Genomic DNA, 23,034 nt, shown 5'->3' with positions numbered 1-23,034 from the left:
GCCAGGCCCGGCGCGGGGCGCCCGGGACTGGCGGCGATGCAGGCAGATTACCATCACCCGCCGCCGTCACAAAGGCGTCTTATGCGATAATTCCCGCTTTCCCGGCGACCGGCCATCGGTGCCCGTCGCCAACGGAGGGCCTCTAGCTCATGCCTGGTTAGAGCAGCGGACTCATAATCCGTTGGTGCCGAGTTCGACTCTCGGGGGGCCCACCAATTGCCCGCGACACGTCGGGTTGCCGCCACACTCCACCTGCAAAGAGTGTGTCAATTCTTGATGAAAGCCGCCCAAGGATGGAGAACCTCTGGAGCTGTGTAACCGGCGGCAATATCCCGCGCCGGGGCGCGAATATTGCGACCATAATTCCAGCCATGAAAACATCCATCGCACATCGCGCCAGCCGGTTCGCGGTCCTGCTGGTTGCCGTATCCGCTCTGGGCGGATGCGCCGTCTACGAACCCGCGCCCGCCTACTACGGCGATGGCGGCGGGGTCGTCTACGCCGGGCCGTCCGTCTACGTCGCGCCGCCCGTGTATGTCGCACCGCCCAGCTTTTACTTCGGCTATCGGTCGCGGGGCTGGGGGCACGGAGGTTACCACCGCGGCTGGCATGGCAGGCGCGGCTGGCGGTAAGCGCCACAGAAAGCGAACGCCCTCCTCCGGACCGTAAAACCGCGGATAGATGAAAGCGTCAGACTGACAAGACTTGAGCGCAAAGCCAGAGCTGGAAATCGCGCTTGCAAACACAGACGGAAAAGCCCGCTGCGCATCATGCGCGGCGGGCTTTTCCAGCTCGAAGCAGTGATTACAGCATCTGGGGATACTGTCCGCTTTCCCCGATAGTCAGCAGACCGGCGCTCTTGGCTTCCTTCAGCTCGTTCAGCACCTGGGCGCGGGTCAGGGCCGGGCCTTCGGATTGCAGCTGGGGATAATCGGCCTGCTCACTCACAGTGACCAGCCCCTGGGACTGCGCCACGCGCAACGCCTGGACGACTTCCGCACGGGTCTGGGTGCTGGGCGTCACGATTTCCGGATAGTTGGCTTCATCGGCTTGCGCGATGCCGACAGAGGCAAGACCCAGGGACAGGATGGCGATGGAGGCGGCGGTAGTGACTTTCATGATGGTTTCCTTCACGTTTAAGTGTGTGCAAAAGCAGGACTACGCGGGTTTTCCGCTGAGGGATTCATGTCCTGCCCTGTTGGAAACAGTGTGCGCTTTTGCTGCGCCGCGATAAACCGGGCTGCGGCCAATTCATCTTTCTATTTTTGTCTGTAATACCATATAGATTTACACAATTAAACCGTAACATCATTGAATAAAAAGGCTTTTCCCCCAAAGCCAAAGCAGGTCAAAACCGCCGGGACTCACAGGCACAGCCTGGATATTGGGCAATGGCACGGTTTGTTGCGCACTCTGATTCAGGCCGTGCGCCAACAGCTCGCGCACGCAGAACTGAACCGCAGCCTGACCATCTGGCGGCAACACATGGCGCAGCGCAGCACCCCACAATTGAAAAACTGATCTCCCAACATCCTGGACGCCACCTCGCTGAGCGAGGTCTTTCTGGACCCGCATTAACAGCGCAGAAAGGTTACGCCCCTCTTTTCCTCATCGCCGCCGCCTCGCGCCTGAACGCTTCCGCCTCATCCGGCCTGCCCGTGTTCTCGTACAAGACGGCCAGATTCTGTGCCGCCAGATAGCTGCCCCGGCCGGCAACAGAATCCGACAAGTCCGGCCGATCGCCGATCTCCAGACACTTCAGCCAACTGGATTCCACCATCGGCAGAAACTGGGACTCGGCCTGATCCGGGTGCCGTACCGCCCAATCCAGAAAGATATCCGCCACGCAGAAGAAGTAGTCCGGGGAATCCTGCCAACAGGGAAATTCGCTTTCCGCCAGCAGGATGGCGCTTTCCAATTGGCCCGCCTGCTTCAGAGAGTACAGGGTTCGCATGATCAGGTCGTGCCGGTAGGCCAAGTCGTTTGTCGAACGCTCGACGGCCTGCAGAAAATAACCGACAGCCTCGCCGTGGCGCTCATAGATGGACAGCTCCTTGCCCAACTGGAACAGCAGATAAGGATCCTGAGGAGACTCTGACAAAGCCAGGCGCAGCAATGCCTCATTCCGGCCCTTCTTGGCCTCCAGCCCTGCCGGCATGTAGCCATCATGGCCCAGCCGGATGTCCAGCCGCCTTCTACTCAGTCCCTGATCGTTGACAGGCTGTTCGTGGATCCTGCCGGCATAGCGGATGCCCCTAGGCAAAAGGCGCGGTACCCATTCCGTCGATTCCCGAACCTCATCGCCCTGCATGAAGCGATTGACGATAGCGATCTGGCCCATGAACGGCGCAGTGCCCAGGGAGCGCAACGCCTCATGGCCGGATTCCAGCCAGTTGTCGGCATCCAGGATCAAATTCCAATCCGCATCGGAATAAGCCAGCGCCGCATTTCGGGCAGCGGAAAAATCGTCGATCCACTCGAAATGATGCACTCGGGCGCCGAAGCGCCGCGCGATGGCCACCGTGTCGTCCGCAGAGCCCGTATCCAGCACGATGACGTCGTCGACATGGCCCTGCACGCTGGACAGGCAGCGAGCCAAGGTCGCCGCGCCATTCTTGACGATCATCACCAGAGCAACGGTTTGGGTTTTCATCATCAGCCTCAAGAAAAAAGCCACCGGCTTGCGCCAGTGGCTTCCACATGCCGGGGCGGCCGAGCCGCCCCAACCCACCGTGCGAATTAACGCAGCAGGGACAGCATGGTTTGCGGGACCTGGTTGGCCTGAGCCAGCACAGCGGTACCAGCCTGTTGCAGGATCTGGGCACGCGTCATGTTGGACACTTCCACCGCATAGTCGGCGTCTTCGATGCGCGAACGCGAAGCCGACAGGTTGGTGATGGTGTTGTTCAGGTTGGAAACCGTGGATTCCAGACGGTTCTGGTAGACACCCAGATCGCTGCGAGCGTTGTCGACCTTGACCAGGGCATCGTCCATCGCCTTGATCGTCGCTTGGGCAGCAGCGAAACCGCTGACCGTGGTACCAGCGGAACCCTTGGTCAGGCTGAGGCCGGACAGCGTCGCATCGGTCGTCTTGATCTGGATCGAGTCCGTGGAGTCCGTATTGGAGCCGATTTGCAGGTTGATCGTCGCCACGCCGGACAGCAGCGAGGTCCCGTTGAACTTGGCGCCCTTGGCCACGCGGTCGATTTCATCCAGACGAGCATTGATTTCGTTCTGGATCGAGGTACGGTCGGTTGAACCGTTCACGTCGTTGGCAGCCTGGGTAGCCAACTCACGAATACGTTGCAAGTTGTTATTGATTTCGTTCAGGTTGCCTTCAGCGGTCTGGGCCAGCGAGATGCCGTCGTTGGCATTGCGAGCAGCCTGGGTCATGCCACGGATCTGGGCGGTCATGCGGTTGGCGATGGCTTGGCCAGCGGCGTCATCCTTGGCGCTGTTGATGCGCAGGCCGGAGGACAGGCGTTGGATGGCAGTACCCAGGGAGGACTGGGACTTGTTCAGATTGTTCTGAGAGACCAGAGCGAGGTAGTTGGTGTTGATAACAGCCATGAGAGACTCCTAAGTTGTTCGGCGGAGATCCGCCCTTGTTGCCCAGGATGACAAACTGAGTGACCTCCTGTTCTGTCCCATTAACGGAGAGGGGGCGGGGAACTTTAGGGCTGTCCGGATGTTTTTTTGACTAAAGCTTCACTCCCGCTCGATTACGCTCAGAATCCTGGTCCTGCGCTCAGACAAAGGGCCGAATGTCTGGGAGAGCTGGGCATAACGCTTCCCATCGGCCAAGGCCCCTAAAATATCGGCCCAGTCCTGCATAAGCAGCATGCGAGAGCCGACGAACCGAGCGTGGTCGTAGGGCGCGCGAGACGTATCTCGCCTGCGGTGGGCAAGCTGCAAATCGACCAGCTTATCCGGATAGCCAAGCAAGCCCAGCAAAGTCGTAGCGGTCGCTCTGAATCCATGTGCGGAAAACCGTCCACCGTACCCAAGTCGCTCGATGGCATGATTGAAGCTGCTCGCGGCAAGCTCACGGCCTGCGTCCCGGTGGTTGGGAAACAGCATGGGACTATTAGACACTGTACGCAGAGAACTAAGTAGCGCCAAGGTTTGCCTAGAGAGTGGCACCATATGTGGCCTGCGCATCTTCATGCGCTCCTTGGGCACGGTCCAGACCGCATTGTCGAAATCGAACTCCGACCAACGGGCCAGCCGCAGTTCGGAAGGCCGTACGAACATCAGGGCCAACAAGCGCAGGCCAATGGCGATATCGGAATACCCACTCCAGCCATCCAGACGCTGAAAGAATTCCGGAATATCGGACCAGCTCAGCGGCGGATGGTGGCGGACAGTTGGCCGCCTGACAAGGCCTTTGAGCAGGCTGGCCGGATTGTCCTCGCGCAGCCCTTGCACAATGGCATAGGAGAAAACCTGTGATATCCATTGCTGCGCGAGTAGCGCAGCGCAGCGAGCGCCTCGCTCCGCGATAGACTCAATGAGTGCGCGGATGTCCGTGGGTGTGAGGTCGGCGACCGCCTCGCCTCCCACGGCGGGAAGAATGTCTCTTTCAAAATACCGTCGTATCTGACGGGAATAGCTTGGGCTCCATTGCGGATTGGCGACCAGCCAGGCTCGCGTAACCGATTCGAATGACGGCGGAACGGGCGACCCACCGACATCCTGCTCCAAGCCTTGCCTCCACAGGGGGTGAATGCCTTGCCGCACCAGATCTCGCACACGGTCTCGCTCGCGGCGTGCTTCAGCCAGAGTAATGTCGGGATACCTGCCGATGGCATACACCTGGGCCTTGCCACTCAGGCGGTAGCGGTAACGCCAAAGCTTACTTCCACTAGGTTGCACCGATAGAAACAGGCTGCCGCCGTCCCGAAGCTGATAAGGCTTGATCGCTGCTTTGGCCGAGTCGATTGCCCGTACCGATAGGAGATTCTGAGTCATGCGCTACTTTCCCCGTTACAAAAGAGCACACAAATATATACACACTGCCTTTCTATAAGGACATGGGAATTTCTCCTGAATGCCTTATTTGTCAATGACATATATGCATTGAGCGATATACACATTTATATACACACACGCTCCGCGCAAGGCGGTGGTGTCAAACATTCTCTCAAGAGATACCCCTATGAGAGAGACAAAACGTATCTACACATGGTGATTAGTTGAGGAAAATTCAGAGGGAACGATTATCAACACTAACTACCTTGCTCTGGTGTCCCAGAACAACCTGAACAAGTCTCAATCCTCCCTGGGTTCCGCGATCGAACGTCTGTCGTCGGGCCTGCGTATCAATAGCGCCAAGGACGACGCCGCTGGCCAAGCCATCGCTAACCGCTTTACCGCCAATATCAACGGCCTGACCCAGGCTGGCCGCAACGCCAACGACGGGATCTCCATCGCTCAGACGACCGAAGGGGCGCTGAACGAAATCAACAACAACTTGCAGCGCATCCGTCAGCTGTCCGTTCAAGCTGCCAACGGCACGAACTCCGATTCGGACCTCCAGTCCATTCAGGCTGAAATCACCCAACGTCTGGATGAGATCAACCGTGTATCCGATCAGACGCAATTTAATAGCGTCAAGGTCCTGGCTAGTGATCAGACGCTGACCATTCAAGTCGGCGCCAATGACAACGAGACGATTGAGATTGATCTGAAGAAGATCACCTCTAGTACGCTGAACCTGAGCAGCTTCAACGTAACCGGCCCGAAGATGGCTACTGGTGGTGCCCCTGTGGCCGCTGTTGCGGCTGATTTTCAAAAGGCTTACGGCTCCACGTCTAGTGTGACTGCCGCGACTGTTGATGAAAAGACACCTAACAAGCTGGCGGAACGCTTGGGCGTGGCCTCTGCCAGTGTTGCGGTGGATGCCACGAACGTGTACGTGGATGACAATGGCAAATTCTTTGCCAAGGTCTCTGTGACGCCGGCGGATGCCACTGAAGTAGGTAATCTTGAGTCGCGCGGCTTCACGGGCACGGCTGGGACGGCCAAGGACTACTACATTGCAGTTGAGCCGTCGACCGCCGATGTGACGGCGACTGCGGGCACCGCTGCTTTCACATTGGATACGGACACGATGTCTCTGAAGTCCTTGTCATCGGGCGCCACACCCAATGCCTTGGATACTTTGGACAAGGCCATTGCGCAGGTCGACGACCTGCGCAGCGACCTGGGCGCAATCCAGAACCGCTTCGAGTCCACGATTACGAACCTGCAAAACACCGTCACCAACCTGTCGGCCGCGCGTTCACGCATCGAAGACGCCGACTATGCGGTGGAAGTGTCCAACATGACGCGTGCCCAGATCCTGCAACAGGCTGGCACCGCCGTGCTGGCTCAGGCCAACCAGGTCCCGCAGACCATGCTGTCCCTGCTGCGTTAATCCACGCAGCGGATCGAGGCGGTTTCGGCCGCCCCGGCAACAAAGATAAAACCGCTGGACCTACCCGGTCCAGCGGTTTTATCTTTCCCCAACGCTCATCAACCCGTTCAGGGCGCTGCCTAGGACTCAGACACCATCGGGCGCCACGCCCCATGCCTGGGCCCACTGATCCAGGAAGGCTCCTTCCAGCATCCAGTCCCGCCGTACGGCTTCACGCAGCGCATCCCCCTGGCGCGCAGACGCCTCGGGGTCCGCCAGATGCCCGCGAATGGCCTGCACCCAATCCTGATGGCGATTGCGCACCCGGGTGACGGGCAGATCGCCCCGATAGGGGTCGATGTCCGTGCAGATGACCGGCACCCCGCAGGCCCCAAGCTCCAGCAGGCGCAGGTTGCTCTTACAGCGATTGAACGGATGCAATTCCAGCGGGACGACCGCCAGATCCAGGTCCAGGCTGGCCAGTTTGGCTGGATACTGGTCGATAGGAACCCCGGAATGGAACTCGCACGCCACATCGTCGGGCTTCATGCCCATGAAAACCCACTCGACCTCGCCCTGCAAATCCTTGACGACGGAGCGGATCTCGGCCAGATCCCCGGTATGGCCGCTACCGCCGGCCCAGCCCACGCGCATCTTCTTTCCTGCGCGGCGGCGCCCTTCCAGCCCCCCCCACCAATCAACCGGAAGGCCATTGAGCGCCACCCGGATATCGTGATGGAAGTCCGAGTATTCCTGGGCCAGGACAGGCGTGGACACCACCAGCCAATCCACCTGCTCGATGGCGCGGCGCATCTTCTTGACCCAGCCCTGCGACGCCTTTCCACGATAGACGCTGCGGGTCGGAATGTTGGGCAGATAATCGTCGAACTCCAGGACGACCTTGGCGCCGGTAATCTCGCGATAGCGCCGGATCTGGGTCAGGATGCCCTCGTTCAGCCATGCCCCCTGCAACACGATGACGTCCGGCTGGATGCGGGCCACATCGGTGAAGTGGAAATCGTGGAATTTGACGCCGCCTTCGGTTCGCAGTTCCCCAGCCAGCGCCGTGTAGGGCTGCAGAATCCGGTAATGGCCGCATCCATGCCAATCCGCATGCGAGGCCAGCACGACCGGCAATGGGCGACCTGGCAGCGGCTCGTGGATCCGCGAAGCATCCTGGCTCAAATTGAACCCGGGCGACAGCTTGCCAAAGGCGGGGTGGTAATAGGGATCGTGCGCCAGTTGCGGCAGCCAGCGGGCATACAGACGGTCGCGCTGCTCGTCGTCCGGGCGGGCGGCCAAGCCGAATTTTTCCGTCAGCAACCGCGTAGCCCCCCCCATGTGCAACAGGCCGGTGTCGGGCTCCAGCGCCAGGAGATAGCCGGCCTGGGATGCCTTCAGGGAGAGGTCCGTATCCGCGTAGTAGATCGGGAAATTCTGCGCATCGAAGCGGCCCAGTTCCTCGAACACGGCCCGCCGCATCATCAGGCACGATGCGCTCAAGGCGCTGGCATTCTGCTGAACAGCCAGACGGTACATATATCCATACTTGCCGGCGGGTTCCCCCCGAAAAGCAGGGCCGACACTATTATCCAAGCCGGGCACCTGGCCGTATTGATCGACCCGATTGTCCGGCAGATCGAGGCGCGCTCCCGCCATCCCGACCTCGGGACGCAAGGCCTGCCGCAGCAGGCGTTCCAGCCAATCAGGCCGCGTCTGCGACGAAAACTGAATATCATTGTTCAGGAACAACAGGACGTCGCCGCGCGCCTGGCTGACGGCAAAGTTGTTCATGGCGGCAAAATCGAAGGCCTGCGGCCAGCGCAGGACACGTACCTGATCCAGCGCCATGCTCTCGAGTTTCCCCAGGAACTGGACCGCGCCCGGCTCGACGCTGCCGTTGTCCACGATCAGAAGCTCGTAGTTCGGGTAGTCCGTGCGCTCCATCAGACCTTCGACGCAATCGCGCAAAATGAGGAACTGGTCACGGGTTGGCACGATGATGGACACCAGCGGCTGCGCCGGCAAGGGGTATTCCACACGGAACAAGCCCAAAACGGGTCCGGGTTGGACCTGGGCATCCAGCCCCATCCGCACGAAATGGGCCTGTGTCACCGCCGGAGACCAGATCAACGTTCCAGCATCGCATACCCAATCCATCAGGCCGCGAGCGCCATGCAGCAGAACCTCCGGCACGTGTCCCACGACAGACGGCCCAGCCTGTTCCACCATGCGCCAGATCAGATCGACCGGGGACAGATCGGCCAGACGCGCATCCAGGCCGCCCACCGCCTGAATGGCGGCCGTGCTGAGCACCAGGTTGCGCCCGACATAGGGGTAGCTGCGCAGCAGGTCGATACTGAAATCCGGCTTCAGCATGGGGTTGGCGGAGACACCGTCCTTCAAGATGGCTTCGTCCGCATACCAGACCAGAGGATTGGGCTGCCGCAGACGGTATTCGCCCATGGTCAGCGTGGCGTGCGGCAACAGTTGATCGCCGGCATGCAGGATCCAGAGGAAATCAGGCATGCCGCCCTGCTCGATCCGCTGGGACAGCAACAGGGGCCACGGGTCACGACCGCTCACCCGCTCGGCATCCTGCGTGATCTCTGCGGACGGAACGCCATCGCCAATCAGCCACACACCGCCCACAGGCCGATGCTGCGCACCCAGGCTGGCCAAGGTATCGGCCACAGCCCGTGGATCCGCATCATCCGACACGATGACGGCCACACCCAGTGTCCCTACGTCCGGGTTCGCCTGCAGCATGGTCTGGATTGCCAGGATGCGGGCAGCGGATGGAGACCGGTCAGCCATCCACTGAGGGACACCCCAGCGGTTGGCCTCATCTTCTTTCTCGGTCAACGCCTCGAAACGTTCACGAATACGCTCCCCAAGAGGGAGCGGTGTGAAGCCCCCGCCATCATCGAGCAAGGGCCGCGCGCGGACGAGATGATTGTCCTCGGACCGGCGCCAGCCCAGTTCACGGATCATTCGCTGGAAATCCCTGTGCCCCTTTTCCCCGATCCCGGGCCGATCGCGGCCCTGCTGACTGAATTGCTCCTTCGAGACACGGAAACTGGAATAAGGCTCGTGCAGCAAGGCCAGATCGCCGCGGCGCAGCAGCTTGACCGTCATCGTCAAGTCGCCGACCCATTCAATATACTGCCCCCCCAGTTTGAGCAACCCCCCGTGTTCCATGACGATGGGGCCGTAGTCTTCCCGGCGGAACATGATGGCGGAGGGTTCGCCAATGAAATTCAGAGTGACGTCACCCAGGAAAGATACTGCGTCCTGGCCATGGAGGATGACATCCTCGTCGAACAGGGGAACCGTCGCAATGTTGTCGGACAGCCGTTCGCCGAGCTCGCCCACCAGAAAGCGGCGGGAGCTGACAACGGAAACATGCTCATGCTGCGACAGAACCTGCGCGAACCGGGAAATCGCCCCCGGTAGGAGGACGTCATCATCAAACAGCGGCTTGATATACTTCCCGCGAGCCTTTTGAATACAAGAAGATAGATTTCCCCCGCCACTCAGGCGAGTCTCGTTCCTGTAGTATCGAAAATTCTTTATTTTCCCGTCTTCAACGATTCCCCTGAATAAATCAAATACATCATCCGTGGGGCAATCATCCCCCACCACGATCTCATAATCCGAAAAATCCTGGGCCAGCAAGCTATCAAGCGCGGCCCGGAGGTATTTCGGCCTGAATGCCGGGATCACTACGGAAACCAGAGGAGGACGCTCGCTCTGGGATGTTTCAAAATCCATTGCCATCAGTCTATTCCCGGAGCATGCCGAATCAAAATTTCTGGATCAGATAACTGTTCTCGAACCCGCGAACGGCCCCAAGCACATTGAATCCATTGAAATACCCCCCAGCCCGAAGCAAATCGACAGCCGGCCCGACTTCCGGGCTATACCTGGCATCCATATAGTCATCAAACACGACAAATCCCCCTGGAACCAGACTGGGGGAATACAGCAGGAAATCCAGCAGTACATTCCTGCCCTCATGCCCGCCATCGATATGCAACAACGCCACGCCGGGGGACAGTTCCTGAAACCGCTGTGCGCACAGTTCGGAAAAACCTCTCAGGATGACCGCATTCGGGAACAGCATTTCCTTGTAGTGGCTGAATTCCTCGTACTGCTTCGGCAACGCAAAAGGGTCGATCCCGATGACTCTTCTTTCGCGGTTGCATACCTCGTTCATCAAGGACAGGGATTTCCCTTTCCAGACACCGATCTCGACGATATCACCCGGCAAATCTTCCATCAGCGTGCACAAATAGGCTAGCAACCTGATCTGATCGTGAAAAGACAGCTCTTTGCGATCCATGGCCTGTTCCGGCGGCAGCAGCGCCTGGGCGTGCTCGAAGCTCTGGCCAAGCAGCCCCCAGATCGTGGCGACCATTTCATTCAACTGCGGATTTTCCAGAACTTCATACAGCTGTTTTCTGCTAACCATTTTCGCCTTTGAATGATTGAAATGACGCCTATCCGTCCCGGATGTTCCGTGGATTCCCGTCCATCCGATGGAGTATGATCGGTACGGTTTCCCACAGTACCTACGCGGCCCATCCGGGCACAGGACGACATGATCTCACAGCGCCCCGTTTTCGTCACCGAGCCGCATCTACCCCCCCTGCAGGAATTCATTCCGTATCTGGAAAAAATCTGGGCCAGCAAACGCCTGACCAATGGCGGTCCATTTCACCAACAACTGGAAAGCGAACTGGCGGCCTACCTGGGCGTCCAGCACCTGAGCCTGTTCGCCAACGGCACCCTGGCGCTGGTCACCGCCCTGCAGGCCCTGCGCATCAGCGGCGAGGTCATCACCACACCCTACACCTTCGCCGCCACCGCCCACTCGCTGCTGTGGAACAACATCAAGCCTGTATTCGTCGACGTCGACCCGGCCACCTGCAACCTGGACCCCGACCGCATCGAAGAGGCTATCACTCCCGCCACCACGGCCATCCTGCCGGTGCATTGCTACGGCATCCCCTGCAATGTCGATCGCATTCAACAGATCGCGGACACCTACGGGCTGAAAGTCATCTATGACGCGGCGCACGCCTTCGGCGTCAAGCAGGACGGCATCAGCATCCTGAATCACGGCGATCTGGCCGTCCTCAGCTTCCATGCCACCAAGGTATTCAACACCTTCGAGGGCGGCGCCATTGTGTGCCCGGATGCCAAGATCAAACAACGCATCGACTACCTCAAGAACTTCGGCTTCGCCGACGAAGTCACCGTGGTGGCGCCCGGCATCAACGGCAAGATGAACGAAGTCTGCGCGGCTATGGGGCTGCTGCAACTCAGGCACATGAGCCAGGCGCTGGAGAGCCGGACCACCATTCACCAGCGCTACCAAGATGCCTTCAAGGACATCCCCAGCCTGCGCCTGTTGCAAGGGCCTGTAGGGCTGGAATGGAACCATGCCTACTGCCCCCTGTTCGTCGGCCCAGACCATCCCGTCAGCCGGGATGCACTGTACACCCTGCTGAAATCGCACCACATCCACGCCCGACGCTACTTCTACCCCCTGGTCAGCGCATTCCCCATGTACCGCGGGCTCCCCAGCGCCGCCGACGGGCATCTGCCCCACGCGCACGCCCTGGCCGAGCAGGTCATCTGCCTGCCCATCTATCCCACCTTGCAAGACGAAGACCAGGAACGGCTGATAGACATCGTTCTACGCACAGCCCGATGACCATGAGCAAGCGCATTCTGGTCTTTCCCTGCGGGTCGGAAATCGGTCTGGAAATCCACCGCGCGCTGCGCTATTCCACGCATTTCGACCTGGTTGGCGCCTCCAGCGTCGACGATCACGGACGCTTTGTCTATGAAGACTACATCGGCGGCCTGCCTTTTCACAACAGCCTCGATTTCGCATCGCGCCTGACGGATATCATCCAGGCGCATCGCATCGACGCCATCTACCCCACCATGGATGCAGTGGCCGAAACGCTGCAGGACCTGGCTCAGCGCCTGGGTGTGCGCGTTATCGGCAGCGGCCTGGAAACCACCCGGATCTGCGCATCGAAGACCCTGACCTACGGCACGCTGGCGGACGTGGTCCCGACGCCCAGGCACTATCCGACCCTGGCAACCGTCCCTGCCTATCCCGTCTTCATCAAACCGGACCGCGGCTATGGATCGCGCCACGCATCCCTCGCGGTCGACGCCGCCGGCGCATCCGCGCTGCTGGCTCGTCAGCCCGGACTGGACATGCTGATCCTGGAATACCTGCCAGGCAGGGAATGGACCATCGACTGTTTCTCGGATCGCCACGGCACACTGCTGTTTCACGCGGCCAGGGGGCGCGACCGGGTCAGTAACGGCATCAGCGTCAACACCTCCCCCAGCACCGACTTCACCGGTATGTTCGCGGACTGGGCTGCAGCCATCAACCAGCGGCTGCATCCGCGCGGCGCCTGGTTCTTCCAGGCCAGGCAGGACAGCACTGGCCAACCCAGGCTACTGGAAGTCGCCACCCGCTTCGCTGGATCATCGGCCCTGCAGCGCGGCCTAGGGGTGAACCTGCCCCTGCTCAGCGCATTCGATGCATTCGACTGGCCCGTATCGATTGCCGCCAATCGCTATCCGATCGAACTGGACCGTGCCCTGGAAAATCGCTTCCGGATCCAGATTGATTACCGGCATGTCTACGTCGACCTGGACGACTGTCTGCTTATCAAGGGACGGGTCAACACCGAGTTACTGGCTTTCCTGTACAAAGCCATCGACAACGGCTGCACGATCACGCTGCTGACCCGCCACGCGGGCGATCTGCACGAGACCCTGCGCCGCACCCGCCTGCAGGCGGTCTTTGACCGGATCGTCCACATCACCGACGGCGGACTGAAATCAGATCACATCGACTTGCTTCCGGCTATTTTCATCGACGACTCATTTCGCGAAAGAGAGGCCGTAGCTCAGCTACGGGGCATCCCCGTTTTTGCACCGGACATGATCGAAACCCTGTCCTGAGAAACCCAGACTCGCCATGAAAACCATCCTGACCTACGGCACCTTCGACCTTTTTCATATCGGCCATCTGCGTCTGCTGCAGCGGTTACGCGCCTTGGGGGATCGCCTGGTCGTCGGGGTATCCACCGATGAATTCAATCACGTCAAGGGCAAGAAGACGGTAGTCCCATTTGCGGACCGGATCGAAATCGTCCGGGCTCTGACATGCGTCGATCTGGCCATTCCCGAAAACTGCTGGGAGCAGAAAACCAGCGATATCGAGCAGCACGGGGTTTCGATATTCGGAATGGGCAGCGATTGGTCAGGCCGTTTTGATGAATTGAAAGCACATTGCGAGGTTGTCTACCTGCCGCGCACCGAGGGAATTTCCAGCACACACATTCGGAAAACTCTGAAAATCCTCGATCAGACCCACGTAGAGGAACTCAAGCACGCACTTGACCTCATTTCCTCCATCATCGACCGTTTCGACTGAGCAGGGCTCCCGACACATGCCGCGGTTTCTTTTTTTCCTGCTTCACCCCTTATGGCTGCTCGTCGACCTGATGACCCCAAAAAGGGCTGATTACTGGGCCTTCTCGACACACCATCTGCATACCGATCGCTTCATCGAGAACCAACGCGCAATGTTCGAGCTGGTCAAAAAAGATCCCGCTATACACAAAGTCGTCTTTTACCGCGGCAAGACTCCCGATCTCCGGATACAGGATGCCGTCCAATACGAAATTCTCCGACACGGCACTCTGCGAGGCTTGCTGCTGCTGGCCCGCTGCAAAGTCGTTTTTCTGACGCACTCGGTCTCCATGGACTACTCGTTGCGCTGGCAAAATGGGCAATTCAGCATCCTGAAGCTTGCTATGCGCAACAGACTCGTGGTCAATCTATGGCACGGCATCCCGCTGAAGCGCCTGCTGTATGCGGCCAACGACGCGACATCCCGCCACACCGATCGCATCAAATACCGCACTAAAGAAAGATCAGGATACGCTGGCCTCATCGCCTCCTCGGATATCGACAGCTATGCCATGGCCAGCATGTTCTATCCCCTGAACTACCACCAGGTCTGGAACACCGGCCTGCCGCGTAACGATTTCCTGGCTCAGGCAGAGGAACGACTGCCCTCCTATATCCAGGATTCGCTACGGCTCATCCGCGAGAAACGCCGAGGCAAAAAACTGGTGATCTACGCCCCGACCTATCGTCAGACGGCCATCAGCGATAGCGCCCATTATTATCAGTTCTCAGCCGAGGAGATTGATCGGCTAAAATCCGTCTTGCGTTCGCATGACGCCGTCCTGGGCTATCGCCCGCACTACTTCAAGAACAGTGCTAATTATTTCAATATGGACGAGTACGTGGATGACGAATCCATATACGACATGTCACAGGATGCCATTCCGGAGTTCTCGGCTCTAGCCAGGGAGTGCGACCTGCTCATCACGGACTACTCCAGCGTCTATATCGAAGCGCTTTATCTCGACAAGCCCATCATCTGCTTTGGCTATGACATAGAGCACTACAAGGTTCACGAAGACGGGTTGCTCTATGACATGGAGCTTGCCTTCCCCGGCCCCATCGCGCAAGACTTCGGTACCTTGATCGAGCATATCGACAAGGCATTGCGCCACGATGACGGATCCGCCCATCAGCAACGGGCCACTGCCAGAAAAATATTCTTCAAATACAACGACTCGATAAACTCGGAGCGGGTCAGAAAGGAAATATCGAGGCGCCTTGAAAGTGAGGTATGAAGCGCTACTTGAACACCCTGCTTCTCAGTTTGTATATTTGCGCCCTCAGTCGATTCACCCGAACCGCCCACCCGGAAACCACGGAATACATTTTACTGTCCCCGGTGGCAGCGACCAGCGACAAGATATCCGGCCTCCATAATCCGAGCATGCGACGAAAATCCTTCAACAAGGCCGAAACATCTTTCAGATAGTCCCCTTCCCTGGCCTTTGGTATACGTGATCCGGTATTGATGACACCAAATAAGGTCGAGCGTACGTACCCATAAATCTTCGTTCCGTACCACCGACGATAATCCGCATGATCTTTCAGCAGAGCCTCGACGCGCCGGCACTCTCGGATGATATTGAAATGGCCGTCATGGGTCGTATGAAGGCTGGACTGAGAGTGTCGCCTGTAATTGTGCAGGACATCGGGTATGTAATAGAAAGCGCCAGCTTCGACTGTTGCTCGAATGCTCCACACCATATCCTCGTAATAAGTCTGACGAGGGAATAGCAACCCGTGATCCCTGACGAAGCCCATCCTGTAGGCTTTATTCCAGGGGACATGCAGATTCCTGATGGCGCCTTTCCTGACAGCCGGGTTGGTCAGGTCTGCCCATTGGCCTCCCAGATCGACATACCGGTTGGGCACATTGGGGATCTTCCTGCCATCCGGCCACACCTGCTGATGATTGAACATCAGAACATCCGGTTTCCATTCCTGCAAACGACACACGATGCGCGGAATGGCTTCGGGCTCGAACCAATCATCGCCATCGAGGAACATGCAATATTCCCCGGAGGCATGCTCCAGCCCTATGTTTCTTGCCTCGCCAGGTCCCTTGTTTTCATGGTTCTCGATGATTCTGAACGCCGATCTGCAGCCCGTCGCGATGGAACGGATCAGATCCAGGCTTCCGTCAGTCGAGCCATTGTCGACCACGATGATTTCGTGGTCCAACTCGGCAAGGCTCAGGCAGCTCGAAATCGCCTGCCCTATATATTTCTCGCCATTGAAAGAAATAATTATGATAGATAGCAGCATTGCAGAAATAGATCCATCCAGGATGAAGCAGACTTCTCACCCGCGAGAAAACCGGACTACTGCCGGACGAACTTCATTTTGAAATCAAACACGGCCTTCCCCACCTTTTTCATCCGGGCAGTCCAGGCCGCAGCGCGGAAATAGACGGCCCGGTGTCCCGTCATGGCCGCATAGAACAACAGATCGGGCTTCCATATCCCCAACAGGGATCGAAATTCCTTCAAGAGAACCACCATCTCCCGGAGATAAGCCTGTTCCCTCAGCTCCGGTATGCGGTATCTGGCATTGATCACACCATATAGCACCGATTGCGCATATCCGTACAGCTCCATCCCATACCAGCGGCGATAATCATCATGCTCACCCAGAAAATCCTTAAGGCGCCGACATTCATGAATTGCCGCGAAATGGCCTTCATTTCTGGTATTGATGCTGGACTGCGCGTGCTGGCGGTAGTTGCAGACAATGTCGGGCATGAAATGGAAGGAATCTGCGCACACCATCGCCTTGATGCTCCACAGCAGGTCTTCGTGATAGACAAGCCTGGGAAACTCAAATCCGTGCTTTCTCACGAACTGCCTGCCATAGGCCTTGTTCCATGAGATGTGAAGGTTTCTGATGGCCCCCTTCCTGATCTCCGGACTACTCAGGTCCGCAGGCTCATTGCGCAGATCGATGTACCGGTTCGGTATGTTCGGTATTTTCCTGCCATCCGCCAGGGCGCGCTGATGATTGAACATCAGCAGATCGGGACGACATTGGCGCAAACGATCCATCACCCGCCGGATCGCATCCGGCTCGAACCAGTCGTCGCCATCCAGAAACATGAAGTAGTCGCCGGACGCCTGTCTCATCCCTATGTTGCGCGCTTCCCCGGGCCCCACGTTCTCGTCGTTCGAAATGATCCTGAGCGGCCAGCCCCGCTTCTCCATCAATTCATGGATGACCTCGCCCGTGCGATCCGTCGAGTTATTATGGACGACGAGCACCTGGCAATCCGGATCATCGAAACACGCGCAGCTGGAGATCGCCTGCGCGATATAGCCCTCGTTGTTGTATGCGACTATGATTATGGATAACAACATTGCGGCAGCGCCATCATTTTATTTTATACATTACAAAAAGTGCGAAGCACGTCGACCACATCGCGCACATCTGAAAACGCACTGGATGAGAATATGAAAGGATGATGATTTGCCCAGTTCACCAAATCACCATCAACCCTCGGAAGACGGCGGGATCGCAGGGCATCGATATGCCAGCGATTGAACGCCTCGATATATCGCAGAATTTCCCTTGGAAAGCAGCCCCCCACAAATCCGGTCCCATCATCGGCCATGGTCAAGGAATCATCACGATGCGAAACCAGAGACAATATTCCAGGAACATTCCTGATAGCCTGATTTCCATACACCAGATTTATGCGCCAGATCAATTCCGTATCGGCCGCCGTGCGCGCGCAAGCATCCCACCCGCCGATTTCCGCAAGAACCTTTTCCCGGCGGAAAAGCAAGGAGGAATAATTGAGGTGCTCCAGATGCGCGCCCTGCCGGGCATCGACCACGCCGGCATCGGAGATGCGAACACAATTCGATGTGCTTGCGACGAGAGACTCATCCTCCAGCAACGGCTTTATTTGCAGCGCCAGCTTCAATGGGTGTGACCAATCATCTGCATCCATACAGGTTACAAAGGTACCGCCGGCATGCCGCAAGCCGACACTCTTGGCGCAATACGTGCCCACATTCCGGTCCAGCCGCAGCAAACGAATCCGAACATCCCTTCGGGCCAGCTTTTCAAGCTCATGAACCGTATCATCCGTACTGCAATCATCGACCACGATCAGTTCAAAATGACGGTAGCTTTGCCGTAGAATCGACTCGATCGCGGCCGGGACACGCCCCGCCACATTGAAAGTCGTCATCAGGATCGATACCAGCGGGCCATCGATCAAGGCCCCAGAATCGAGGACACATACATTACAGGGATTGAGTGGCACATCATCGCGACGAAGCGCCAGCCCTGGCAGGCCATATGCAGCATACACTTGGTTCAGGCAATCCAACTGCTGCGGCGGCGACATCGCCTCAGTGATGGTTCTGTAAAGAGGAAGCCTGGAATCACCCCGACCGGTTTCCGCGCGCAGCGATTCTCGGAGGAAACGCCGGGCCTGCTCCTTTCGGCCGGCATGCAATGATAGCGACACATAGACTGCTGGCGGCACACTCCCATCCAGCCCATCCAGCAAGCGATAAGCCTCTTGCGGCATATAGATGGACAAATACCTGGCAGTGGCGATACGCAGGGAATCTGGCAGACGGTCCCACGGCGCGGCATCGAGCAGTTGCCGAGCCGACGCATGCCGGCCCACGGCCGCGCGCGATACAACGAGAGGCAACAGCTGGCGCTCTGCGCATCCGGGATCACATGGGTCGATATCAAGAGACGCCGCCGTCTCATACATGACCAATTTGAAGTAGGCCCAGGGCTGCCAGATCTCCGGCTTGCCATCCGAACCGGCGGACGTGGAAGCGAGCGCCCGGGCGAACTGTCCCCTCTCGACATCGAATTGCACTGAAGAGTTTTTCAACATAAGAGCCGTCGCCGCGCTAAAACCAAGAGCCTACGCCAGACCCAGCAGATGTCTGGCATGAATGTTGTAGCGGTGCAAATAATCCATGGCATCCGAAAGCTCCAACGGCGTTTCCATGACGGATTTCCTAGGAGGCGCCAGGCCATCCAGCCAATGGATCTCAGCCAGGGCCTCCGGACTGGTGCCCGGTCTGAATTCATCAATCGGCGTCAACCCGGAATGATAGATCTCGCTGCGCGATCCCTTTCCGCATAGCGCGGCATGCTCATCCAATAACACACGACGCTGACGGCTCATGCCATCCAGAAAAGGCTCAAGCACTTTTCTGTAATTCTCCATCTCGCCAGATTGAAAATCAGTGATCTGTTCAAGGTCCTTCATGGCCCAATAGGCCAGGGACTCACGATCAATATCCAGGGATTTGATCAAACCATCCGGCGCCCTGGACTTTACCAATGCCAGATCCGCCGCAATGTAATTGTTATGTCCGATGGGAAAATTGGCGATCGGCAATTCGCGAGCATATTCATCAAAATCCAGCCCCAGATTTTCGACGGCTCTGCGGGTAGCCCGCATCGAGGCCCGCGTGTCTTCTCCGTTGGACATGCCTGCCGCATTATTCAAAAGCATCAGGCTTTTATTCATATCAACGCACCGACTGCTCTCATTCAATATGGCGGTCATGGAGGTGAAGTCCGGGCTGGTGGGCAGAAACACACTGCCGTATTTTTCCCGGACCTGTTCCAGCACCTCTGATCGGACGAACCCTGTATAGATTTTCCCGTAATTATTCTTCTGATATTCATACCTTGAGAACACAGGAAAATCAAAGCTGAATCTCCTCCGCAGTTCGAGATCGGGTTCATACGCAAAGGCATTGCCAGGCTTTATTTTCGGATGATATTTACCAAAGAACAACGCATCGCCCGCCTGCCTGGAATCAAAAACTTCAAATTGCCATGTCAGCACATCTGGAGGATTTTCCTGGATTTCCGCAGCCATGATCTCCAAGGCGTCCGGACACAAAATGAACTTTTCATTGAATATCGTGACATATCGTCCTCGAACCCCTTCAATGGCAAAATGCCAGTGATCCGGCATGCTCATGGGATGAGGCGGCTGTTTATAGCTGAATCTTTCGTCGCTCAGATAGGGCTGTACCACATCGGCACACGATACGTTCAGCGAATTATCGGAAACAATCACCTCGAAATCGACAAACGTCTGGGCACGCAAGGCTGACAGAACCCGGCTCAACAACAGCGGACGATCCCTCGTGGGTATGACGATACTGAACAGGATGGGGGGGGCCATGGAACTCTCGGCTTTCAGGCTTAGCAAGCGATCATTCAGAACATCACGCGACGCGCCGCAGGAATCCTTCTCGCGCCACCGTGATCAACAGCTTGTCCTCGATGCTCCGGTCAATCTCGAACTCCGGATGCTTTGCCAAATAAGCACGCGCGGCCGTCAGCGGACTATTCCCCGGCGCCCAGGGGCGCCCTTCGCATAATTCAGGCGGCATATCCTCCACAACGGTGTCAAACACGATGCAATAGCTACCTGCACTGACCAGCGGCGCATAAGCCTCCAGTTCGGCCAGCACATGCTCATGCGTGTGGTTGCTATCCAGGCTCACCAGGACGCGCTGGTAGCGACTTGCGATCTCACGAACCTGCGAAACCATGGCGGGGTCGATGCTTGAACCTTCCAGCATCTGGATACGCGTAGCCATGGGATGAGCCTCGATGGCCTCTCGGTTGTGCGCCCGGATATCGATATCGATACCCAACACTTTTCGGGTCGGCCGCGCGGGATCGAGCAACTGCCCCTGTGTCTGCGCCTCGCACAGATCCAGCAACGCCAGCAAGGACGCATTCATGATCAGGGAGCCGCCATGTGCGATTCCGGTTTCGATGATCAGATCTGGCTTGATCGACCAGATCAGTTCCTGCATCGCGACCATATCCTGGGGATACTGGATGATCGGCCGTCCCATCCAGCTGAAGTTATAAGTGTAGGCACCCGCCACCCCAGCTTTCAGCATCCAATCCAGGGATGCCCGCTTCAGGCTCGCATCCGCACCCAGATGCTCGATGTTGCCTCGGACCTCGGCCCGGAACTGTTCAATGGGATTCATGTCGATCATTCCTGTCGATATATTTGATCTTGTCGATGCGCCCGCCAATCTGGGCGCCATGATAGAGGTTTTCATAGAGGAATGGCTCAAACCCCGCTTCCTTCATCGCAACCACGGTTTCCTCAATGTCGTAGGCCACGCGCCTTAATTCGATCTGGTCCTCATTCAGAATCGCATAGGCGGCCCGGCGATCGCCGTCTCTGGGCTGCCCCACCGAACCAGGATTGCAATACCATTTCCCACCCGCCACCTGTATCAGCGCCTGCACGTGCGTATGCCCTGAAAAGAGCCGCTCAACACCCTCCGGAACCGTCTCATCATCAATGGCATAGAGATATTGATCCCTTGGATCCTCAGGGCCACCGTGCACGAACAGCGAGCCGGATTCCTTCAGACTGGGCAGGGAGCCTCGGAGCCACGCCAGTTGTGTCGGTGTCACGACGCGTTTCTGATAATCGATGATGCCAGCCACCACCTTCGAGCGCGAGCAATTCTCCTCGCTGATCAGATAATGATCGTGATTGCCCAGGATATTGACCGCACCATGCCGCGCAAGCAGATCGATGCACTGGCCCGGCTGCGCGTGATAACCCACCACGTCTCCCAACGACAGGATACGCACACAGCCACGCGCCACGGCATCATTCAGCACCGCGCGCAAGGCGGCCAGATTGCTATGGATGTCAGACAGGATCGCGATCATGGACGATGTAATCCTCGCTATAACGCCAGCCGATGCCATGACGGATCTCAGGAGCCGGTGGCATACGTTTCATCAGAAAATAATCCAAAGCCATCCGCGCCTCGTTGTATCCAAAGCCTGTGCGCAGAGAATTGCTGCTGGAGAATCTCGGGTTGACTTCCAACAGATAGGCCTCGCCCTCTTGCACACGGAACTGATAGTTCGTCGGCCCCACCGGCTTTAGCAGCATGTTCAGGTCCGCCACCTTTTTTTCGATCAAAGGGTGCTCGACCACCTCCGCCTGCAACGTGTTGCCCGCGCCGGACAGGCGCCGACGCATCACGATCGGTGCGACGGCCCGGCCACCGCCCAGGCCGAAGGAACCGACCGTATATTCTTCTTCGTCGCTACCCACGATGCGCTGAAGCATCCACGGCCCCACGGCCTTGCGAGTCCAGTAAGTGAAGTCCTCCCGATCATGCAGGCGCACGATGCCCCGGGAACCATTGCCCTGGCGCGGCTTGAGCAGAACCGGTGCGGCGCCAAGCCCCTCCAATGCATCATCCCAGCCGACCTCGATCATCGTCGGAATGGTCGGCATGCCGTAATCTTCCAGAAACTCGTGCATCAGCCACTTATCGCCCGCCAGGGAGATCAAGGCGCTGTGATTGAGCGCCAGGGCGCAACCGTCATTCTGTGACGCCAGTATTTCACGCTGCTCATCCAGGAACAGCACGTCTACCTCGAGTCCGGGCAGCACGAGATCAATGTGTTCCTTCCTGATCAGATTCCGCCAGAAATCCAGATACCCATCGGAACGTTCATCGCACGTCGGTTTTTGGACGAATACATCACACCAGTCGGCCCCCGGGGATCGGGCGCTGCGATCCAGCCCGATGATCTTCACAGGATGGCCGCAAGCCCTCAGACTACGGATGACGCCTTGTCCAATGATCGCACCGACGCCAGTGACCAGCACGTTGGCCTGGGAGATTTTTACCTCGCTCATGTCACATCCATGGGCCCAAAGGCGCCGGCGCATCCCGAATCTCGAATCATCCTCAAGCCCTGCTCCATGCCGATTTGCGGCCACAGGCCCAAACGATCAAACAGCATCTCTCCAGGAGGCAGCGTCAAGGCACGAAGCGGCTGCTTGGCCTGGGCTGTCGTGACCTGTCCACCCTTTCCGAAGACATCATAGGCGCACCGCGCGATCCACGAATAATCCAAAGGCTCGGGATGAACCGCATCCCACGCGCCACTCATTTCTTCTCGCCACGCGCGAATCAGCACGCGGACGGCATCCTGCACGTGCATGAAATTACGCGGTCCGCCAGACGCCGGCATGTTCAGGTCCATCCCCCGCGATGCATAAGCCACAATCCGCCCAAACCAGGGTTGATGGCGGCAGCAACGCCCCGCCACATCATAAAGCTGAG

General features: G+C 57.9%; 20 protein-coding genes, 1 tRNA gene and 1 pseudogene. 7 read left to right on the top strand and 15 right to left on the bottom strand.

Annotation, left to right across the window (positions count from 1 at the left end):
• Window positions 1-136: 136 nt before the first annotated feature.
• Window positions 137-215 (top strand) — tRNA-Ile (locus tag WBG56_RS08100).
• Window positions 216-371: 156 nt separating this feature from the next.
• On the top strand, window positions 372-632 hold the full coding sequence (locus WBG56_RS08095; protein WP_424267080.1) for a hypothetical protein: 261 nt from the start codon (window positions 372-374) through the stop codon (window positions 630-632).
• 172 nt (window positions 633-804) lie between these two features.
• On the opposite strand, the gene WBG56_RS08090 is transcribed toward WBG56_RS08095, so the two are convergent.
• From WBG56_RS08090 to WBG56_RS08075, 4 genes are all read right to left on the bottom strand, one after another.
• Window positions 805-1,119 carry a DUF4148 domain-containing protein gene (locus tag WBG56_RS08090; protein WP_424267078.1) on the bottom strand — a complete coding sequence of 105 codons (315 nt, stop codon included), beginning with the start codon at window positions 1,117-1,119 and terminating at the stop codon, window positions 805-807.
• A 472-nt stretch (window positions 1,120-1,591) separates the two neighbouring features.
• A complete protein-coding gene (locus WBG56_RS08085; RefSeq protein WP_424267076.1) occupies window positions 1,592-2,656 on the bottom strand; it encodes a glycosyltransferase in 1,065 nt (354 codons plus the stop codon).
• A gap of 83 nt (window positions 2,657-2,739) precedes the next feature.
• Window positions 2,740-3,570 (bottom strand): flagellin, encoded by an 831-nt coding sequence (locus WBG56_RS08080; protein ID WP_424267074.1) that lies wholly within the window; start codon window positions 3,568-3,570, stop codon window positions 2,740-2,742.
• A gap of 138 nt (window positions 3,571-3,708) precedes the next feature.
• A complete protein-coding gene (locus WBG56_RS08075; RefSeq protein ID WP_424267072.1) occupies window positions 3,709-4,971 on the bottom strand; it encodes a tyrosine-type recombinase/integrase in 1,263 nt (420 codons plus the stop codon).
• 274 nt (window positions 4,972-5,245) lie between these two features.
• On the opposite strand from WBG56_RS08075, the gene WBG56_RS08070 reads away from it, so the two are divergent.
• A complete protein-coding gene (locus WBG56_RS08070) occupies window positions 5,246-6,418 on the top strand; it encodes a FliC/FljB family flagellin (protein WP_424267070.1) in 1,173 nt (390 codons plus the stop codon).
• Window positions 6,419-6,544: 126 nt separating this feature from the next.
• On the opposite strand, the gene WBG56_RS08065 is transcribed toward WBG56_RS08070, so the two are convergent.
• From WBG56_RS08065 to WBG56_RS08055, 3 genes and pseudogenes are all read right to left on the bottom strand, one after another.
• Window positions 6,545-9,772, bottom strand: coding sequence for a glycosyltransferase (locus WBG56_RS08065; protein WP_424267161.1), 3,228 nt, complete (start codon window positions 9,770-9,772; stop codon window positions 6,545-6,547).
• A 15-nt stretch (window positions 9,773-9,787) separates the two neighbouring features.
• Window positions 9,788-10,171, bottom strand: a pseudogene (locus tag WBG56_RS08060) (glycosyltransferase family 2 protein); the annotation flags it as partial.
• A 31-nt stretch (window positions 10,172-10,202) separates the two neighbouring features.
• Window positions 10,203-10,871 (bottom strand): class I SAM-dependent methyltransferase, encoded by a 669-nt coding sequence (locus tag WBG56_RS08055; protein WP_424267068.1) that lies wholly within the window; start codon window positions 10,869-10,871, stop codon window positions 10,203-10,205.
• A 129-nt stretch (window positions 10,872-11,000) separates the two neighbouring features.
• On the opposite strand from WBG56_RS08055, the gene WBG56_RS08050 reads away from it, so the two are divergent.
• From WBG56_RS08050 to WBG56_RS08035, 4 genes are read left to right on the top strand one after another with little or no spacing between them, the layout of a single operon-like run.
• On the top strand, window positions 11,001-12,119 hold the full coding sequence (locus WBG56_RS08050) for a DegT/DnrJ/EryC1/StrS family aminotransferase (RefSeq protein ID WP_424267066.1): 1,119 nt from the start codon (window positions 11,001-11,003) through the stop codon (window positions 12,117-12,119).
• Between the two features lie 2 nt (window positions 12,120-12,121).
• A complete protein-coding gene (locus WBG56_RS08045) occupies window positions 12,122-13,399 on the top strand; it encodes an ATP-grasp domain-containing protein (RefSeq protein WP_424267064.1) in 1,278 nt (425 codons plus the stop codon).
• Between the two features lie 16 nt (window positions 13,400-13,415).
• Entirely contained in the window at window positions 13,416-13,874 is a 459-nt protein-coding gene (locus WBG56_RS08040) for an adenylyltransferase/cytidyltransferase family protein (protein ID WP_424267062.1), read from the top strand.
• A 16-nt stretch (window positions 13,875-13,890) separates the two neighbouring features.
• The gene (locus WBG56_RS08035; protein ID WP_424267060.1) at window positions 13,891-15,150 is read left to right on the top strand and encodes a CDP-glycerol glycerophosphotransferase family protein; all 1,260 of its coding nucleotides are present in this window, start codon (window positions 13,891-13,893) and stop codon (window positions 15,148-15,150) included.
• Between the two features lie 4 nt (window positions 15,151-15,154).
• On the opposite strand, the gene WBG56_RS08030 is transcribed toward WBG56_RS08035, so the two are convergent.
• The 8 genes from WBG56_RS08030 to WBG56_RS07995 all read right to left on the bottom strand — a co-directional run.
• On the bottom strand, window positions 15,155-16,180 hold the full coding sequence (locus tag WBG56_RS08030; RefSeq protein ID WP_424267058.1) for a glycosyltransferase family 2 protein: 1,026 nt from the start codon (window positions 16,178-16,180) through the stop codon (window positions 15,155-15,157).
• 56 nt (window positions 16,181-16,236) lie between these two features.
• Window positions 16,237-17,265: a glycosyltransferase family 2 protein gene (locus WBG56_RS08025; protein WP_424267056.1), complete on the bottom strand. Its 1,029-nt coding sequence runs from the start codon at window positions 17,263-17,265 to the stop codon at window positions 16,237-16,239.
• Window positions 17,266-17,288: 23 nt separating this feature from the next.
• Entirely contained in the window at window positions 17,289-18,773 is a 1,485-nt protein-coding gene (locus WBG56_RS08020; RefSeq protein WP_424267054.1) for a glycosyltransferase family 2 protein, read from the bottom strand.
• 30 nt (window positions 18,774-18,803) lie between these two features.
• Window positions 18,804-20,087: a glycosyltransferase family A protein gene (locus WBG56_RS08015; protein WP_424267052.1), complete on the bottom strand. Its 1,284-nt coding sequence runs from the start codon at window positions 20,085-20,087 to the stop codon at window positions 18,804-18,806.
• A gap of 43 nt (window positions 20,088-20,130) precedes the next feature.
• Window positions 20,131-20,913 carry a cephalosporin hydroxylase family protein gene (locus tag WBG56_RS08010; protein ID WP_424267050.1) on the bottom strand — a complete coding sequence of 261 codons (783 nt, stop codon included), beginning with the start codon at window positions 20,911-20,913 and terminating at the stop codon, window positions 20,131-20,133.
• Complete coding sequence (locus tag WBG56_RS08005; RefSeq protein WP_424267048.1) at window positions 20,900-21,616, bottom strand: metallophosphoesterase family protein; 717 nt, start codon at window positions 21,614-21,616, stop codon at window positions 20,900-20,902. The genes WBG56_RS08010 and WBG56_RS08005 overlap by 14 nt, the downstream gene beginning before the upstream one ends.
• Window positions 21,597-22,604 (bottom strand): ATP-grasp domain-containing protein, encoded by a 1,008-nt coding sequence (locus WBG56_RS08000; protein WP_424267046.1) that lies wholly within the window; start codon window positions 22,602-22,604, stop codon window positions 21,597-21,599. Before WBG56_RS08000 ends, WBG56_RS08005 begins: the two co-directional genes overlap by 20 nt.
• Window positions 22,601-23,034 (bottom strand): hypothetical protein (locus WBG56_RS07995; protein ID WP_424267044.1); only part of this gene is annotated, 434 nt, incomplete at its 5' end. The genes WBG56_RS07995 and WBG56_RS08000, both read right to left, overlap by 4 nt.

The organism is Castellaniella sp. (genome assembly GCF_049671645.1).
Classification (GTDB): domain Bacteria; phylum Pseudomonadota; class Gammaproteobacteria; order Burkholderiales; family Burkholderiaceae_B; genus Castellaniella.
This window is presented reverse-complemented; position numbering and strand designations above follow the sequence as displayed.